The sequence below is a fragment of the Candidatus Melainabacteria bacterium genome, from assembly GCA_003963305.1.
Classification (GTDB): Bacteria; Cyanobacteriota; Vampirovibrionia; order Obscuribacterales; family Obscuribacteraceae; genus PALSA-1081.
In genome coordinates this window covers 128,906-147,071 of record RXJR01000024.1, presented here as the reverse complement: position 1 = coordinate 147,071, position 18,166 = coordinate 128,906, and the positions used below count along the sequence as shown (strand labels likewise).

Annotated in this window: 12 protein-coding genes and 1 tRNA gene; 5 read left to right on the top strand and 8 right to left on the bottom strand. The window is 50.4% G+C overall.

Annotated elements, in window-relative coordinates; all coding sequences use genetic code 11:
- Positions 1 to 33: 33 nt before the first annotated feature.
- Both EKK48_23490 and EKK48_23485 read right to left on the bottom strand, forming a co-directional pair.
- Positions 34 to 2,706 carry a hypothetical protein gene (locus tag EKK48_23490; GenBank protein RTL37651.1) on the bottom strand — a complete coding sequence of 891 codons (2,673 nt, stop codon included), beginning with the start codon at positions 2,704 to 2,706 and terminating at the stop codon, positions 34 to 36.
- A 256-nt stretch (positions 2,707 to 2,962) separates the two neighbouring features.
- Positions 2,963 to 6,661, bottom strand: a complete 3,699-nt coding sequence (locus EKK48_23485; GenBank protein ID RTL37650.1) for a hypothetical protein — start codon at positions 6,659 to 6,661, stop codon at positions 2,963 to 2,965.
- A gap of 611 nt (positions 6,662 to 7,272) precedes the next feature.
- Between EKK48_23485 and EKK48_23480 the strand changes: the two genes are divergently transcribed.
- The 3 genes from EKK48_23480 (at position 7,273) to EKK48_23470 (ending at position 10,831) form a co-directional block, all read left to right on the top strand.
- On the top strand, positions 7,273 to 7,470 hold the full coding sequence (locus tag EKK48_23480) for a hypothetical protein (GenBank protein ID RTL37649.1): 198 nt from the start codon (positions 7,273 to 7,275) through the stop codon (positions 7,468 to 7,470).
- A 74-nt stretch (positions 7,471 to 7,544) separates the two neighbouring features.
- The gene (locus tag EKK48_23475) at positions 7,545 to 9,122 is read left to right on the top strand and encodes a hypothetical protein (GenBank protein RTL37648.1); all 1,578 of its coding nucleotides are present in this window, start codon (positions 7,545 to 7,547) and stop codon (positions 9,120 to 9,122) included.
- Positions 9,123 to 9,244: 122 nt separating this feature from the next.
- Positions 9,245 to 10,831, top strand: a complete 1,587-nt coding sequence (locus tag EKK48_23470; GenBank protein RTL37647.1) for a PLP-dependent aminotransferase family protein — start codon at positions 9,245 to 9,247, stop codon at positions 10,829 to 10,831.
- A gap of 13 nt (positions 10,832 to 10,844) precedes the next feature.
- Here the strand turns inward: EKK48_23470 and EKK48_23465 are convergent, their stop codons facing one another.
- Positions 10,845 to 11,030: a hypothetical protein gene (locus EKK48_23465; GenBank protein RTL37646.1), complete on the bottom strand. Its 186-nt coding sequence runs from the start codon at positions 11,028 to 11,030 to the stop codon at positions 10,845 to 10,847.
- A gap of 77 nt (positions 11,031 to 11,107) precedes the next feature.
- On the opposite strand from EKK48_23465, the gene EKK48_23460 reads away from it, so the two are divergent.
- Complete coding sequence (locus tag EKK48_23460) at positions 11,108 to 12,013, top strand: inositol monophosphatase (GenBank protein RTL37645.1); 906 nt, start codon at positions 11,108 to 11,110, stop codon at positions 12,011 to 12,013.
- A gap of 16 nt (positions 12,014 to 12,029) precedes the next feature.
- On the opposite strand, the gene EKK48_23455 is transcribed toward EKK48_23460, so the two are convergent.
- Positions 12,030 to 13,262: a hypothetical protein gene (locus EKK48_23455; GenBank protein RTL37644.1), complete on the bottom strand. Its 1,233-nt coding sequence runs from the start codon at positions 13,260 to 13,262 to the stop codon at positions 12,030 to 12,032.
- A 109-nt stretch (positions 13,263 to 13,371) separates the two neighbouring features.
- Positions 13,372 to 13,444, bottom strand: a tRNA-Glu gene (locus EKK48_23450).
- A gap of 154 nt (positions 13,445 to 13,598) precedes the next feature.
- Between EKK48_23450 and EKK48_23445 the strand changes: the two genes are divergently transcribed.
- Positions 13,599 to 14,552: a TIGR01212 family radical SAM protein gene (locus EKK48_23445; protein RTL37643.1), complete on the top strand. Its 954-nt coding sequence runs from the start codon at positions 13,599 to 13,601 to the stop codon at positions 14,550 to 14,552.
- 83 nt (positions 14,553 to 14,635) lie between these two features.
- Here the strand turns inward: EKK48_23445 and EKK48_23440 are convergent, their stop codons facing one another.
- The 3 genes from EKK48_23440 to EKK48_23430 form a co-directional block, all read right to left on the bottom strand.
- Positions 14,636 to 15,250: a hydrolase gene (locus tag EKK48_23440; GenBank protein RTL37642.1), complete on the bottom strand. Its 615-nt coding sequence runs from the start codon at positions 15,248 to 15,250 to the stop codon at positions 14,636 to 14,638.
- Between the two features lie 192 nt (positions 15,251 to 15,442).
- Complete coding sequence (locus tag EKK48_23435) at positions 15,443 to 17,110, bottom strand: glycosyltransferase family 39 protein (GenBank protein RTL37641.1); 1,668 nt, start codon at positions 17,108 to 17,110, stop codon at positions 15,443 to 15,445.
- Between the two features lie 51 nt (positions 17,111 to 17,161).
- Positions 17,162 to 18,121, bottom strand: coding sequence for an ROK family protein (locus tag EKK48_23430; GenBank protein ID RTL37640.1), 960 nt, complete (start codon positions 18,119 to 18,121; stop codon positions 17,162 to 17,164).
- Between the last annotated feature and the right edge of the window lie 45 nt (positions 18,122 to 18,166).

The window sequence follows — 18,166 nt, the reverse complement described above, 5'->3', positions numbered from 1 at the left end:
CCCTAATTTGCCACCTCAGGACCGATCAGGCGGCTAGCTCGCGGCTAGCTCGTCGACGATCGGAGCAAGCGCTGCATCCAATATGGCGTAACCTTGAGCGTTGGGATGCACATGATCCGATCTAAATAAGCTTGTGTTGACGCTGCCGTCTGCGTTCAGGAGCTTTTCTCCGCCCGCGTTCGTGTAATAAATACTCTTGTTATCTGCAAGCTTCGCGATTTCGGTATTAAGGGCCACGATGGACGCCGGAGTCATGGACGTGCCACGCGGATATATGCCTTCCAGCAAGATTTTTGTGTGAGGCAGTTTCGACTTTATCGTATCTATATTTGCTTTTATGCCGTCAAGAATTTGGCTGGCTGTTGTGTTTCCGATGTTGTTGGTGCCGATTTCCATGACAACAACTTTGGGCTGATCGTTGGCTGGAAAGTCCAATTCGCCATTTTTCAAGCGATAGAGGAGATTCTGCGTCTTATCGCCGCCTACTCCGAATTTGGCTGCATCTGTGCCGAAGTTTTGCTGAAATATATCCGCAGGTTGCAGTTCCGTCAGTGAGTCGCCGACAAACAGCTTTTTGATTCCACCAGCTTTAGCCTGATTGTTGTACTTATTGTTTTCATCGACGTGCGCCTGAATCTGATTGACCGGAAGAACGGCAATGGTAGCGGCTGATTCCGCATATGGAAGAGGCGTGAAGTCGAGGGTTTTGCTTGGGGAACCGTTAGCTGAGTTTGATGGAGAGGGACTTGTCTCGGCAATTGGTGAGGAGTTAGTTTCCTGAAGGGCAGCCTTTCGATCTGCCGGGAGAGAGTATCCAAGCGGACCCCAATTCCCTTCCAGTGGTATTTGGTTCGGCGTTTCGTGGATTGGACTACTATCGCCAATACCGTTACCATCAGTGCGCTCTTGTCCACCGGCGTAGTTGTGATAGATGTTGTTTTTGATCTGGGGATTGGCTCCGCGTGCTGCATTGCCATAACCGTTCAAGTAGGTGTAGCCGGTCACTCCCATCCCACTTGTCTGCTGATTGCCTTTAAAATCGGAGACGATAACGTTGTTCTCAAAAACGTTGCCTGTCATTCCGCCGGGATGCAGAGGGCTTGAAGCGTATCCCAGTGCCGCAATTTTTCCCGAGTCACCAAGATCAATCAAGTTATTGGTGATTGTGTTGTTAATTCCTCCATGAATAAAAATGGCTTCAGATGTGGACTTTTGAGGGTCTGTTTCAGAGATGACGTTGCCTCTGACTATAGTGTTTGATGCTCCATCATCGAGATAGATGCCCTTCCCGTCTCCCAGCGTCGAACTGCTGTAGTTCGTGATGAAGTTGTTTTCGATAATTTCTCCACCGGAGATTTGCTTGCGCGCGTTCCATAAGTAGATCGCGCCTCCATCGTGCCTGCCTTGCATGACGTGGTCGATGACGTTGCCACTAATTACGGTGCCGCTGTAATCCCCTGCTGCGGCAGATAGATCAGATGAGCGTCCTGCCTGTATGCCCATGTATTGGAGGTCGTGAATGTAATTGTTGGCGACGAGTGTGTCGGGTGTCACCTGGTCGTTGACGATGGCCGCACTAACTCCCGTGGCGCCGACAGTCCAATCACCTGTTTGAGAATTGTGATCGATTTCATTGTTGACGAATCTATTCCCGCTTGCCGAGCCGACATTTTGACTTGATTTATCTCGATGATCGACCGTGCCACCGTGGTTGAAGATGCCAGTCCATTTGAAATTAGTGAGGCGCAATCCGTTGATCGTAATGTGTGAGCCGCCTTCGATATCAATCATGCGGTCTATTGAATTTCCGCCGTCGAAAACCGCTTGGTTTGGACCGCTTGCTTTATCAAACTGGAAAGTAACGCCATCATCCTTTTGGGTTAGATGAAGTGTTTCTTGCATCTTGTAGTTTCCAGCTTCTACTGTCGTTGTCTTGATTGACGAGTTTTCCATCGCCAGAGCAGCACGTTTCAGCGTGGCGAATGGATGTTCTTTGCTGCCATCGGCTTTGTCATCTCCATTGGGAGAAACATAGTATGAAGGACCATCGCTGTAGATATGGCTGCCCAGGCTTGTTTGTGTACTTGGAGAGGTCTCCGGCGGATTCGTAGTTTGTTCGTTATTTGAGTCACTCGGTTGTCCCACAGGCGGTTTGTCTGGCTGAGATGCAGAAGAATTGTTGTCGTTCCCATCTTGGCTCGGGTGGTTGTGAGCGTGGTGCTGATGACGGTGCCCGTGGTGATGTTCACCGTGTTCGCCGTGGTCATGTCTGTGGTGATGCCGATGATGTCCATCGCGGTCTGAATGATGTTCGTCATCGTGATGCCGGTGCTGTCCATCACGGTCTGGGTGATGTTCGTCATCGTGATGCCGGTGGTGTTCATCTCGGTCTGAATGATGTTCGTCATCGTGATGCCGGTGATGCTCGTCACGGTCTGGATGAGGGTCGTAACCGTTGCGCCGATGGTGTTCGTCATCCGTGCTGGAATGTTGGTCGTTCCCGCTGTAAAGGTGTAAACAAGGTAGGTATGCGAGGGTGTTTGGTCGATTATCCGGGCTCTCTTGAGTTTGTGCGCATTGACCACGTGCAGATTGATTTCTCCGCAGTTCCGAAATTTCATGCATCAGATTCGAATTAACTGAAATCGAACCGGTATCTCGACCTTCATGGCACGAATCGCCCTTTCTTTGCGAGTCACTAGACATGGAAGCTCCTGTTCTTTAGGGTGCCGTGTTCACGTTGATTGACTGAGATTTCTCTTCAGTAAAACGAAACCGTGCCCGTCCGATTGGTCGACGAAGCGTGTGTTCTGGTGCAGCTGAAGTAGGCGCCTGGCGAGCGCCGTTGCATTGTGATGGTAAGAGATTTGAATTGGGCTATCTAGAGAATGCACGTTTTTTGTGGCCAATGTGTGGAGACCACACAGCCATTCAAGAGTGCACAACTGTTTCCAGTTTATTCTTAGAGCGTTGCGCTGGCTGGCTGACCGATTGTGCTCTGAATCAACTTCGCCTCGTCATTCATGTTGTATTGCTGCAACAATCGAACGTAGGCGTTGACCATTTGTCGGGTGTCATTTGTGATGTGCTGTTTAGCGATTTCTTGATGAATGATCGGGATGATTAATCGGGCCTGCTGAAAGTGACCAATCTGCAGCAGCGAATTGAGAATTTCGTAGTTCGAAGCGTTGTTGGCGGAAGTTTTTTCCCGTGCATGTTCGGGATAGGAGCTACTTCTCAAAATGGGATTGACGTTGGTGTTGTTTGGTGTGGATGAAACGCTTAGCACCTGGCTGTTTGAGTTAAGCTGCTCCCTCGCATAGGTAGCATGTTGTGCAGCCATGGCTGCTGCTGCATATTGCTCCTGAACATCAACTGTCGGGGCTGAAACTTTTTCGCCACTGGTTCTTCCGGTGCCATTGCTATCTATGCTCTGGCTATTGTTTCGAGCCACTGCAGCAGGCGTAGTTCCTGCGAGGATGGCAGAAATGGTTCTGAAGCTGCGCATGTTTGCATTTTGATTGCTGGTTGCAGCGTTTGCTGCTGCCGATGCCGCAGTCGCCGCTGCTGCGTGCACATCGGCAGCGTCGCGAGCGCGGACTGGTGCCGCCGGTGCCAGGGCCGGAGCAAGTGCCGGTGCTGGTGCGGAAGAGGCGCTCTGGTGCGCGATTGCCGATTGCGCGTCTCGATGCAATAATGCGGCGGCTTGATTAGCCATGGCGGACGTTTCGGCGACAACGGTCTGTGAGTCGTCGTTATAGTTGTGAGTTGTCGAAGCTGCGGAACTGTATTGTTGCATTACGTTGGCTGGTTCGGAACCCGCAGCTGATTGATAGCTTGCGTTTGTTTGATAACTCGCATCCGTTTGATAACTGCTGGCTGGTGCATATGCGCTGCCGTAGTACTGGTTCGGACCGACGTTCTGCACGCTAACTACTTCGCCCTGAGCGTTGCGTACTGTGTCGATGAAGCCACCTTCTGGTTTGTACATGTGCGTGGCACTGGCTGCGAGTGTGCCGTCTGGCTGATAGTAGAGCGATTCGGAATTGCCGTTAGCTTCGTAGGTTGTACTGACGGAACCAAGCACAGTGGAGTCATCGGAGTAAAGCGTGCTGTTGATTTGATTGCCATTGATCTGATCCATGTCGGTGAGCACACCGTTGGCGTCGTATTTTGCGTAATAGGTGTTCTGTCCGTCTGTTGAAACGTAGCTGCTGCCGGCGTTTTGTCCATTGATGCTATGCGCGATGTTGTACGCCCCGTCGCCTGTCATTCTGATGTTGAACGACTCTAGTGCGCCATTTGCGGCGCGCAGAGAAACCGCTCGGTCTGGATTCGATGGGTCTCCAGGGTTGAGGGATGATATTGTAACTGCTCGTCCTTCGCTCAAGAATGTTCCTTCCGAAGCACCTGGCTGCAACGTGAAGGAGTCGTATCCGTTTTGATCGCTCGATGGTACGAGAATGGTGTTGCCGCCATCTTCTAGAAGTAGCGTGCCGCAGTTTGAGCGAAGCGCGATTGAATCTTCTGCTCTATTGCCGCTGCCGTTCAGCATTCCGCCCAAAACAGCTTCTGGTTGGAAAGCGCTGGCGGGTGGCATCATGGCTGTGAAAGAATGACCAGGGTCAGATGGGCTGCTCAATGTGAATCTGGTGCCTTCCGCTGTGTTTACGCGTGCAACGTCGATTTGTTGACCGTCGTAGTTCAAATGTGCGGGAAGAGACGGGTCGGATGGAAGTGTACCGATGTCTTCTCCAGTAGCCGTTCTCAGAACATCTACTGGCTCTCCATTTTCATTGAAACTGCGGCTGACTGTAAAATTGCCCAGGGATGTGTTTTCAGTTCTGATCGAGTTGGCTTCCTGGCGCGGTGCTAGTGCCAGTGGTGGCAGTTGCGGTGCTGCGAAATAAGAGGCATTGCTTGTTTCTGTTGAACTGTCGGTGGAGGAAGGGGTAGCGCCTGGCTCGAACCCACCTTGCGATGGAGCGGAGCTCAAGCCTGAGGGCTGTACCGTTGCTTGTTCGGCGTGCGATGCATCGGATGCTGGGGCTGCTCCGTGCGTTGCTCCCATCGGTTGATGTGCTAGCGCCCCCGCATTTTTATGCGCCGCGTCCATGCCTGCGCCGGCCTTTCCTTGCGCTCCTTTTCCGCCGGCACCACCGCCCTTGCCGCCGCCGCCCTGGTTCCCAGCCAGTGCCTTGGAACCGGCTTCTTGTCCCGCCGCTTTGACCAGGCTGGCGAAATCGAACGCGAATTTGACGGATGACGTGGCCAGGAAATTCAGAGCAGTAGTAATCATTGTGGTGCTTTCGTCAGAGCCTTTGAAGCATGCCATCAGCAAGATGGTAGTGTTCCAGAAGAGACTCCAGAAGCAGAGTGTAATTACGCCTTCAATCCAGTTTGGAAAGGCACTGCGGAAGTTTGCCATTGGCCACACCCAGAGTGCCGCTGCAATTGGTCCAACGAAAAAGAGGTAGCCGAGATATGCCATCTGGAAGGCGCAGAGAATGTTCCATGCCGCCGTCAGACCAGCGTTGGCGCCAAACGAGAGCTGGCGAGCGGCTACGGCTGCCGATGGCATCGCTTCGTCAGTTTTGCCGGGTATAGGTTGACCGGTGACAGGATCGAGATTTCTGATCAAGTTCTGTTCGAATGATTTTGGATCTGTAATAGCCGTTTGCGGCCATTCTTTGGCAAAACCTGCGTTCTGATTTTGCTTTGGAGTGCGAACCGGAAATGCGTTCACTTGTGTTCCAAGCGCATCTTGATACATGTTCGAGCCCATGATGGTCTGGTAAGTCGATGCGATTGAATCGACAACGGAATTAGAAAAGTCGATGCCGTAGTTAATAACAAGGTAAGTTGCTGGAATCAAGAAAATTGCCACAACCGCACGTAAAATTCCTTCGAACGGATTGACATCGCCTTTTGAAGGGTCGGATAACACTGGGTTACCGGCAACAGCCATGGCTCTTACCTGGGTGAGGATAGCGCCTGGGAGTAGCAGTAGAACAGCTATTGGAACGAACAAGCCGTTGCGAATTTTGTTCCATCTGTTGCTGTCGTCGCTAGTAAAGTTCTGCAGAAAGCTGGAGCAGTATCCAATCGCACTTGCTGCCTGCGATTTGGACATGTCGCCCATGGCGTTCGTCATCGCCTGCGACTGTCCGATCGCTTGCGCACGAGCCTGGTTAGCAACGTTGGGCGGGTATTGCAGTGAGCGAGCCATGAAGCTGCCTGATACCATTTGACCGAGATAGGTTTTCAGGTCTGACGGTTGTTGCCCACTGAATCCGCCCATCTGCGTGAGCCCGGCTGTGATCATGGCAGCTTCCATTCTGCTGGGAGTCGGAAAGTTCATTGCTGCTGCCGGCGTAGGTGGAAACATTGTGCCTAACGGACCCGCACCGGGGATCGCCGCAGGAGTAACAATGCCTGGGATCGCATTGTTGTTGGCATCACGTAGGTCTGCATCTCGCAAGAACTTCGCTTCAGGATACTGTTGCAAGTATTGATCAGCCATCGTATTTAGCGATGCATGACCGATATTTGGATTGGCGGGGGCGCCAGGAGCTGCTGATGCTGTTTTTATGCTTATGAATAGACAGGCTACCAGAGCCAGTTTGAAAGCTTTGCTTATAGAGCGAGCGCTAGAAGTCATTTCAATCTCCCAGAATGGACTCGTGCGGTGCATGAAATCTAGCAAGCGCTGGAGGAACAGCAACGGAACGATTTGTGTGTTTTTTGTGTAAGCTTGCCCCGAGTCCTTTCTATATGCGTTTTTCTCGCTTGTTCTTCGTAACAGCCAGCCTATGACCCTCGCAGCCATCGTCAAAGTCGGTAATGCTACGTTTCTGTTCTGAAAACCCTACTGCGCCTGCTTCTTGGCGATATGGAACTTTCAAGCCCCTTACTTCGATGTAATTAATTCGATGCGGCCTGAGTGCCAGCTGGTGGGCATCGTTTGTCATCTAATTAATTACCTTCAAGTAAGGAGTTGGATTTTAGATGAGGCAACGAAGAAGAGAGGGTGGATTTTAGATGAGGCAACGAAGAAGAGAGGGTGATTTTAAATGGCGCAACACGAAGTAAGCAAGGCTGCTTTGAGCACGGAATTTTCGTTTACCCAATTTAGTTACAATTTTGTCCGGTGGCTGTAACGTCGTCCCAGCTAATCTTTCATTGCCAGCGAATAAATGCCCTTCAGCTCACCATGTCTGGCTTTTACTAACTCCTGATCCTCGTTCGAGGATTTGATTTGAGGAAACTGCAATGAATAATTCTGAGTCAATCCGTGAGTTCTTTAGACGTATGTCAGACGCTTCTACGTCAGCTCCACGCTTCGACATGCTGCACAATACCAGTGGCTTGAAGCCGCGCAGTTCTCAAAATGAAAGCCTGGAGAGTGTAATGTTTTTCGCCGCCGAACACGATCATGGTATCGCATTGCCACCACTGGCTAATTGCTGATACATCGAGCGCCTCACCTTCGACCTCACCTGATGTTACGGCATTCTTTCGAAATACATTCTCAGGGCAGAAAAATGAACCGAATACATAGAATTGACTCTCTTTTCGCCTTGTGTTTACTTGTCGGTGCATCCTTTACTGCAGGTGCGCCAGCCGCTATCAGTAACAACTTAACGGGTAAAGCAGGGGCAGTTTCATTTACGTTGCCTCAGAGCAATTCTTTCTTCGGAATCAAGCAGAATTTCTATCAAATGCTGCCGCACCTCGGCATCTCCGATTTGATGCAGCCCTTCTCCGTTGAGCTGGGCGCCGATCAGCCGGCAACCTACCAGATGCCTAATCAAGCAGGAACTCGCCCTTCAGGCAGAGCCCCTTCTGTGACGACACCAGCGTTCTCCGCTACAGCGCAGCAAGTGCTGCCGGGCGTGATACCACAGCCTTTCATGCAGAAGGAATTCACAATCGATTCTAATCCGATGCTCAGTCACTTCGGACCACCAGTCGGCGAACACTTTTATATGCATATTCTGCCTAATAATCCGATTTCGAATACTCAGAACGTCAACACTTTTTCGGGCATGCCACTGATGACTGGTGCTCCTGCCAGTGACCTGGTGGATCAGGCGGCGCGATTGACGGCAACGCAGCGAACCGCAGAGCAATTGCTTAATCCTAATATCCAGACAACTCAGGCAACATATCAGGGTACCGCGCAGCAGACAGCTGATGCCGCCAACGGTGCCGCTGCTTCTGCTTTTCAGGCTAATCTCAATGCTACTTCCAGTCCACTAATCAACGTCGCCAACGAAATTGTCGCCACTCCCGCGAGAGGCACTGATACGCAGCGCACGTTGTCGCAGTCAGTCTGGATTGTCCAGCAAATGTACAAAGCGTTTTTTCTTCCGCTGGGAGTTCTCCTTTTGCTTGTGGGAGCGGTTATAACTCAGACCAAAAATTACGTGTCTGCACCTTTTGCGTCCGCTATGGCATCTACGTGGCAGCCATTTGAAGGCATTCTCCGTTCCATCGTGGCGATATTTTTACTGGGAACGGTGCAACTGGTCGTAAGCTATTCCATCGATTTCGGCAATTCTATGACTGATGCTGTGAAGCAAGAAATCGATCTTCAAACGGTGAGTCAGTGGTCACAAGATTTGATGAATCCGACCAAAAACATGACTCCGGCTCAGGTATCAGCTCGCAACAAGAGCGAGTCTACGGCTGATTCCACGACCCGCGCTGTGTTTGGAGGCGTGCAGGCTCTTCTTAACACCGGACTTATGGTGCTGACCACATATCAACTGGTTGCAGTCTGCTACCTGTTTTTGCTTGGTCCGATTGCTGCTGCTATGTTCGCCTGGCCGGAGGGCGCAGGAACGCTCTTTCGTCCAGTTTTTTCCAACTGGGTCAATGCTCTTATCGACCTTGTTCTCTGGCGCTTCTGGTGGTGCATTATCTTATTGTGCATGTGCACGCGCATTCACTGGCTGCAAGAGATGGGAAGTTACGACCCGTCAAGCGCGTGGGAACCCATTGTGTACACAGCTTTTATGGTGATGCTCGCATACGTTCCGTTCTCTGCTCTCGATTTCAAACCTGGCGACATGGTTGAATCCCTCTTGCAGAAAGCAACTGGTGGCAAGCAGGCATAGAAAGCCGGAGAGGAATGATTGGTGAATTTCAAGCCTGATTTTGAAAAGTTTTTACCCGATTTTGTCACAGGAAATTCCAGACAAATTCCTGCGCTGATAAGTAATTTGGATTTGAAAATCAGTTGTTCAAGTTGGAAAAGGTGATTGAGTTGAAAACTTCTTTTGCTGATATTCCGATTGTCCTCGGTGTTTCGGAAAAACCGCTGTTTATCGAGCTTTACGAGATTTTGCGTGATGCTATTTTGGACGGGCGATTGGAGGGCGGTCAGGTTTTGCCTTCAACGCGCGATCTGGCGAGAAAGCTCGGAGTCTCGCGTCATACGGTTTTGAAATCGACAAAATTGTTGGTGACGCAAGGCTATTTAGATTCAGGAGATCAGAGTCTACGTGTCTTTTGCAGAGAAAGTTCGCAAGCTGATTCTGTTGTAGATAAGGATGCTGACTGCGATTTTTCGCCTCCGCCTGAGTCGGGGGCTGTCGTGTCCGAGAACCTGCTTTCTGGGTTCGGGCGCTCTTTGCTTTTCTCAGACCGTAACTATCGATTCCCTGAATCGCAGGTTTCATCGCCTCAGGAAGATTTGACACCTCTTGAACAATGGCGCCGTATCATGATCGAAGTCATTAAGGAATCCAGGCATGATGGTGAGAGCGATCCGCTCGGGCATGAACCGTTGCGGGAGGCGATAAGCAAGTATGTAAATAGATTTCGCTCGACACGATGCAAGCCGTCAAATGTGGTGGTTTTTTCTGGACCAACTTCGGCGCTTGAATTTATTGCGCGATTAGTGATTGATCGAGGCGACTCCATTTTTATGGAGGATCCCGGCTTCAAGCATGCTCGAAATGTCTTCGCTGCTTATGGCGCGCAGATCGAAGCGATTGGCGTTGAGAATGACGGAATCGATGTTCACCAGCTTGTCCATAGTGAGAAAAACGCCAAATTCGTTTACGTCACTCCGGCCCATCAGAATCCGACAGGCGCAACGATGAGCCTCGAGAAGCGTCGGCAGCTGCTCAAGTGGGCTGCTCGTTCGAACACTGCAATTATTGAAGATGGCTATGACAGCGAGTACTGGCATCGTCGGAATCGCCCTGTACCTGCGATTCAGGGACTTGATGATCACGGGGTCGTTGTCTATCTTGCCTCGTTCTGGAGAGTTCTTCTGCCCGTTACGAGAATCAGCTTTGCAGTCTTTCCCGACAGTTGGATGCCGCTCGTCACTAAATACAAAGAAATGCTCGAGCGCGATGTCAACTTTCTCGAGCAGCAAGTTCTCACTCATTTCCTCGAACGCGGTCTGTACGAGCGGGCTTTGAGAAAGAATCAGCGCTTGCTGTCTCATCGTCGCCAGCAACTTGTGATTGCTTTGATGAAGCATTTTGCGCAGCGCATATCAATTGCTACAGAAGACAGTGGTACAAATCTGATCGTTACGTTCAAGGCTGACTGCAGCGCTGAAGAGGTTCTCGATGCGGCGGAGTCCGCTAGACTACCGCTTGTTTCGACAGCGAGCTATTACCTTTCGGATCCTGTGGACAAACAGTTCCTGCTGCCATTCGCGAATCTACAGGAAGGTTCGATTGATTCCGTCATTGCCGATTTCGCTGGAAAATTTCCCGTCGATACAGCAGCTGTCGTACCGCAACCAGCGCAAAAATTGAGCTTCCATGATCCTTTCAGAAGTTTCGTGACAGACTTTATGAGGTGAGGCAATATATTTTCTATCGGCTTTCTGAATCAGCGTGGAAAGAAGGAAATTGATTGCGGCATTGCTGGTTTTGTCTGGCAGCCCAGAGCGCTAAAGGCATGGCATAGGTCCACACCGCTGCAGGTGCGTTGAAGTCGACGATATAGATGTTTCCTTCGTGTACAACATGTTTGACTAAAGAATTTTCTGAATTGTTCATGCTGATCACCTGCTGGTAAGTTGAGTTGGTTTGTCGAACTGCGAAATCCATCGACAACAAGAAGATAATCAAATCGTTTGGCAGAAATTTGGCAGGGCGAATTATTTTTCAACAGTTCGCCAGGGGGGAGCGGCAACTCTGTTAAAATCTGGTCTTCTTTCAGGGGACCTATCGTGACTTCATCCACAGCTACTTTTAATAGAGTCGAGCATTTGCGAAAGCGCTTCGAAGTTGCTCAAGCAGTTATCCGTGAGGCTGGAGAGCTTGCGAACGGATACTTCAAAAAGCTTTCCTCGCTGACTGTCAAAAGCAAAGGTTCACATGACCTGGTCAGTGAAGCAGATCTGAACACGGAGCTTCTGATCAAGGAGCGTTTTAATACACATTTTCCCGACGACGCATTTTTTGGAGAGGAGACCGGTGCCACTGCCCTCGATACGGCGCGCGGCGTCTGGGTTGTAGACCCGATAGACGGAACTCAGCCGTTCCTTTTCAGCATGCCGAATTGGTGCATTTCAATTGCCTACGTTCTCGATGGGGTTATTGAGTTTGGATTGATCTATAACCCACCTATGGACGAATTATTTTCGGGCGGCAGAGACTTTCCTGCCACCGTCAATGGTGAGCCGGTCTCGCCAAATGCCGGTACTGATTTTACCGCCGGTCTTGTCAGCATCGGCTTTTCCAGCAGGTCGCCGCGAGAGTTCCTCTTCGATTCGCTGACTAAACTTTTAGATGGTAAAGGCATGTTTTTCCGAAGTGGATCGGGTGCTCTTTCTCTGGTATATGTCGCCTGCGGTAGGCTGCTCGGACATGTCGAACCACACATGTGGTCCTGGGATTGCTTTGGCGCAATTGCAATAATCGAAGCCGCCGGTGGCAAAGTCAATAAGTTCGATGTTCCGGACGCATTGTTGAAGGGAGTACGCGTGGTCGCCGGTCCAGTGGCTGTGCACGACCAACTCGAAACTCTGGTTATTTAGCGCTAAATTCTGTTATCTAGAATTCGTGCGGGGCGTCAGCTATATCGAGAACATCATTCGAGCGAGTGTTGGTTTCAAAACCCAATTCTCGCAGCGCATCGTCGAAGTTGCAGCGGTTTCGCTGACAGTGCAATAGCGCTTGTTTGGCTTGTTCCATTTGAAGAAAGCCTTCTCTCAAAAGAAATTGACAGCGCAGTGAGGCGTGCAACATCTGTTCGTCAATCATACCGGTCACGAGCAGCATTTTGCCTACCAGTGCAGAGTTCCGCGAACTGAGATCGATCGCTTTTTTGATATCTTCATCAGTGATTACGCCTGATACCGTCAAGATTTCGCCCAGTTTAATGGTCTCGTTGGCTTCGAATTTGAGCAAGCCGAGTTCAGCAACCGCTTGTGCCATCGACACGCCACGAGTTGCCACCTGGCGAATCGCTTCCGAGGCTTGCAGGGCATTCAACGTTCCGTTAGTCACCATCTGCTGTAATTTCAGTGATGCTGAGAGTATTTCCTTTGTAATGTATCCGGACTCTACAAGCACCTGCCCGATCGGTTGTTCCCTGAGTAGCCCGAGTTCGAGTGCGTTCATCAAATCGCCCTCATTTACCAGCCCCGACAACACCAGCAGCTCACCAAGTTTTACTGACTGGCGCACAGGTGGTCGATAGAATCCGTGATCCATGAGCGACACTTCAAGCGTGACGCGACGTCGTTTTGCCGATTTAAGTCCTTGAATTGCCTGGTCTCGGGAAATTTTGCCGTCGCGCACGAGAACCTGCGCGGTCAAAGCTGCTGATAACATTTCGTCGTTCAGGGCTTGAGTGAGTACGAGTACCCGCCCTAACGGCAGTCCCGTTTCTTGACTAGTGCGCAAAGCTTCATTCAACTGTGCCTGAGTGACCAGTTCAGCACCGATAACCAGTTCACCCAGCTTGGCAGTCTGATGGGATGGTTTAACTGTAAAGCCCAACTGGCGAAGCGCTTGCTCGAAAGTCAGGTCATCTTGTGAGACCTTTTGCAGCGCATTGACTGCCAGATCCATGTCAATCACTTTGTCTTTGATAAAAGACTGTGCCTGTACCGCTGCCTGCAGCTCTTGATCGGTCAGGTAACCAGACATAATCAAGACGCGCCCAATGGGCAAGCCCGTTTCACCAGCGATTTGGATGGCTTCTGTCAACTCATGTGAGCGCAATAAGCCAACTCTTGTGAGCAATTCGCCAAGTCTGATTGGCTTGCTCTCCGGTTCCATTTAGCGCACCTGTGTCGTCACGCTTAAATTGTATACGACTAGCTCATCAACCGCAGCGAGGGTTGGATGGAGGTCTTCAAGGTGCAAGGCATCAAATGCCTGAAAAATTTACCCCCAGGGGAATTCGAATCCCCGTTACCTCCGTGAAAGGGAGGTGTCCTAGGCCTCTAGACGATGGGGGCATAGTCTAAGACGCAGACAGCATCGGTAAGCCAGAATAACAAAACGCACTAAATGGTGTCAACTCGAAGTGCTTCATTACTTATTACTGGCAACTCGTAGTAGTATTGAGGTTTTCCATTCCATATTTCCAGCTAACGACGTCCCATTGCGCCTATGAACACGTTACTCGACACTGAAGTCATCGAAACCGACTCGCCAAGATATCGAACTTTCAATAATTACTTGAAGGAATATTTCGGAACGCGAGTTTATCGAGTGCCTATCGACGCAGGCTTTACTTGCCCCAATCGCGACGGTGTTCGTGCTTTTGGCGGTTGTACGTTCTGTGACGAGAAGGGGTCGGGCGCGCCAACGATCGACCAGACCCTCAATGTCAGGGAACAGCTGAGTACGGGAATAGAGCGCATTATCGGGCGATACAAGGCGAAAAAATTTCTCGGTTACTTCCAGGCCTTCACAAACACTTACGCACCAGAAGGAGTGTTGCGCAGTCTTTACGATGTTTGCTTCGAGTTCGAGGACGTTGTTGGATTGTGTATCGGCACTCGACCCGATTGCATGCCTGACAACATCCTTGATCTGTTGGCGGAATACGACAGAAAAACCTTTGTCTGGTTGGAAGTGGGTTTGCAGTCGATTCACAACCGAACCCTTGACCTTATCAATCGAGGTCATACTTCAGAAGAGTTTTTCGATGCCCTTGAGCGAGCTAAGAAGCGCAACCTGAAAGTAGCAACACATTTGATTTTTGGACTTCCGGGCGAAACTGAAGAAGAGATGTTCGAGACAGTTCAGAAGATTGCCAATTCGCCCGTAGACGGTGTGAAAATTCACCAGCTATGCGTCTACAAAGGAACACCTCTGGAAAGCGAGTTAGAGCGCGGCAAGCTGAAGTTCCTCGAAGAAGAGAAATATGTGCAGATGGTTTGCGATGCTCTGGAAATGTTGCCACCAAATCAGGTGATTATGCGACTTGTCGCTGAAGGTTCGCGCAAGGACGTAATTGGTCCGGAGTGGTGCTTTGATAAGCGTCACACGATGGATCTGATCGACAAAGAAATGGCGCGGCGCGGCACCAGCCAGGGCAGCCGGTTTAAGCCTGCTTGACCCCTTCTCGAATCCTGTCTGGACCTTGTCTCGAATTTGTCTCGAATTTGTCGCGAATTTGTCGCGAATTTGTTTGGCACGTTCTATTTTTTTGTGCCGAAGCTTTGCATCAGGTTCGCGTATGCGGGCAGATGATTTGAAAGCAAGTTGCCGAGTCCTTCGATGTCATTGCGCCAGTCTCTATGCAATTCACATGCAACGCTGAACCAATTCATCAGTTGAGCACCATTAGCCGTCATGCGGCTCCATGCTGCATCTCTGACCGTCGTGTTGAATGTACCTGATGCGTCGGTGACGACGAAAACTTCGAATCCTTCTTCAAGCGCTGACAGCGCCGGAAATGCAACGCAAACGTCAGTGACAACGCCCGCCATGATCAATTGCTTGCGACCGGTTTTCTTTACCGCGTCAACGAAATCGGCGTTGTCCCAGCAGTTTATCTGCCCGGGTCTGGCGATGTAGGGGGCATCTGGGAACATCGCCTTCAGTTCTGGCACGATTGGACCGTTTGGTCCCTGATCAAAGCTTGTTGTCAGAATGGTTGGCAAATTGAAAAACTTAGCAATATCAGCTAACGCCAGGACATTATTTTTGAACTCATCAGGTTGAAAGTCTCGCACTAAAGATAGCAGCCCTGCCTGGTGGTCGATGAGCAACACGGCGGCGTTCTCTTTAGACAATTTGCTGTACTTTGGCATGGCGGGAATTCCTTTGGTAGACATGGTTTGAAATTATATCGCTATGAATAAGTATTCTCGCCAAAACTAGTTTGGGGTTCATGGCGGCAATGAATTAGTAGCGCTAGCTCAACAGTGAGCGCTATAGTGAGCGCGACAGTGAGCCATGGCGCTCAAAGAGGTTTGATTATTCGAGTGCAACCGTATTCAGTATCACTGCAACGAGAACATCGACCACTTGCCTTTCTTTCCGACCAGTTTGATTTCGCCCGGGTGAACAAGTAACTGCGGCACCACATCTTTGCTTGCGAGTATCCAGTGTGGTCGGTCGCTATCGTGTACAAAGGCTTGATATTCTTGTTCGTTCGTTATCATCGGTACACTTTCCCTTAGATAGAAAGGCGCCGCTGTACAGGTTCTCGCGAAGACGGAAAGGCGGGCATGGGCATCTCGTGCTTGAAATATGAGTTGACGAAGGGGCTGATCGTCTTCTTTGTCGACGACCGAGATGGCGGTCGGAATGATTATTGCCATAGCTGCAACTGAAAATGAGAGTACCGTTTTGAAGGCTTGATTGATCTGGTCGCGCCAGATTCTATAGCTGAATTCAATCCATCCGATCGCCAGTAGCACCGCGCCGATTTCCAGAAGTGTAATTCGTCCATCTGTAAGTTTTTGCGGCAGATGATCGGAAATCATAGGCAGTATTCCGGCGCCGATGAAAAGCAGCGATGCCATCAAAGCACCAGCGGAAAACAAGCGTGTGCGCGGTTTTACCAATTCCCAGCGGTCGAAAAGTATACCCACGGTCAGAGCAATTGGTGGTACCACCGGTAGTATGTAGGTGGCAAGCTTGGTTTTGACTATGGTCAGAAAAACAAAGACTACGACGCTCCAGCAAAGACAGAAGAGCGCCAGTGCGTTTGCCGGAAAAGCAATTGATCTCCTCTCCAGGAGCTTTCTTAGCATCTCGGGCACGAGGAATTGAAATGCCACCCATGGAATGGTTCCGACCAGCAAGACTGGAAAGTAAAACCAGAATGGCATTACATGATTGACCATTCCTCCTAATCGCCCGAGGTTCTGTCTGATGAAGAACTCCTGAAAAAATTCACCGTTGGTGACTACGCTCTCTATGACGAACCAGGGCAGCGCAATAATCAGCACGATCGGAATGCCTATGGCGGGTTCTAATTGTTGAAATTTTTGCCAATACCAGGCTGGTTTCTTTAAATTGTCACCGCTAATAAGCAAGAGATAGACTGCGAAGACCATGACTGTCAGCGCTATCGGCAGAGGTCCCTTGGTAAGAACTGCGCATCCCAGGCTGACATAACCGGCCCAGATCAATTTCGAATTGTCGCCGCTCAATCTTCGCAGGAATATGAGCATTGTCGTGGTGAGGAAAAAGCAAAGAGGCATGTCGGTGAGCGCAAGCATACCAACTGCCGCAAAGAGCGGGCAAGAGATCAGGATCAGCGCGGAATAAACAGCCGCATTGCGGGCAATGAAAAATCGCGAGAGCGCGAATACGACCCCGCACGTGCTGATGGCGCAAAGCGCCGAGGGCAGCCGCGCCGCCCACTCCTGAACCCCAAAAATCGAATAGGACGCGATCATCATCCAGTAGAGCAAGATTGGTTTTTCGTAGAAGGGCAGATAGTTGAAATGAGGTGTGATGTAGTTTTTCAACTCCATCATTTCGCGCGCGCCTTCTGCGTAGAGTCCATCACTGGGATCGATAATGCCAAAAGTGCCGAGTCCCGGCAGAACAACCATGGCTGCTGCCGCGCAGATGGCCATTAGCGCCACATAGTCGTTGCGAGACCAGTTGCGCGCAGCATTGGGCTGAGAAGGAGTTTCAACTGCCTGGTTTTGCACTGACCAAACAAACCTCGTGCATGACTCCGCGCATCCTCATGTCGAAGCGTATCAGTTTGCGCAAAGCAGTGCAGCGCCGATGATGCCTGCATAGTCGCCGAGATCGGCCTTCACTACTTCAAGTTTTTTGGAAGGAATTTTCAAACAGCGTCGTTTTGCTTCTTTCTCTGCAACTTCTAAATACAAGTCGACAGCCTCTACCAGCCCGCCACCAAGAATGATTCGCTGTGGATTGTAGAAATTGACGACGCTAGCCAGCCCTACTCCCATGAACTGGGCGCAGTCTACGACCGCACGGGTGACAAGTTCGTCACCTGCTTGAATTGCCTGAGAAATTGCTTTTGAACGCAAAATTCCTTTTTGCATATCGACTTTGTCTCGGATGGACGAATCAAGTCCACGTTGTAAATCGACAAGAATGTTCTTGGCGACAGCCGTACGTGATGCGTAAGCCTCCAGGCAGCCGAAGGCGCCGCAACCGCATTGTTTGCCGTCTGGAAACAAGATCATGTGCCCTATTTCGCCGGCAGTGCCGGTAGCACCGCGAATGATCTTGCCATTTCGAACGATACCAGATCCGATACCAGTGCCAACAAAAATGCAGACGAAATCGTCGCAGCCTTGTCCGGCCCCGAAAGTCAGTTCTCCGAGAGTAGCCACTTCAACATCGTTTCCTAACTTGCTCGGAACGCCGTAGTACTTGGAGAGCGGCTCAGTCAGCGGTAAATCATTGGCACCTATATTGACGGCTGCCAAAAGAATACCTTTCTGTCTGTTGACCATGCCGGCGGCACCAACGCCGATGCCAACCACTTTCTTCATATCGACGTTGGCGTCATTCAAGCAATCATCGATCACTGAGATGATTCTCTTGACCACGTCGGTTTCTTCCTGGACTTGACGAGTTTTTTTCTTGGCGGCGCTCACCAGGCGTCCGGTCTCTAAGCTGACCACGCCTGCTGAAATTTTGGTTCCGCCAAAATCGACTCCGACAGCGAATTTGTCTGGCATTTTGTATATACATCGAGTTGGAAAGACCACGCAATTCTATTACAG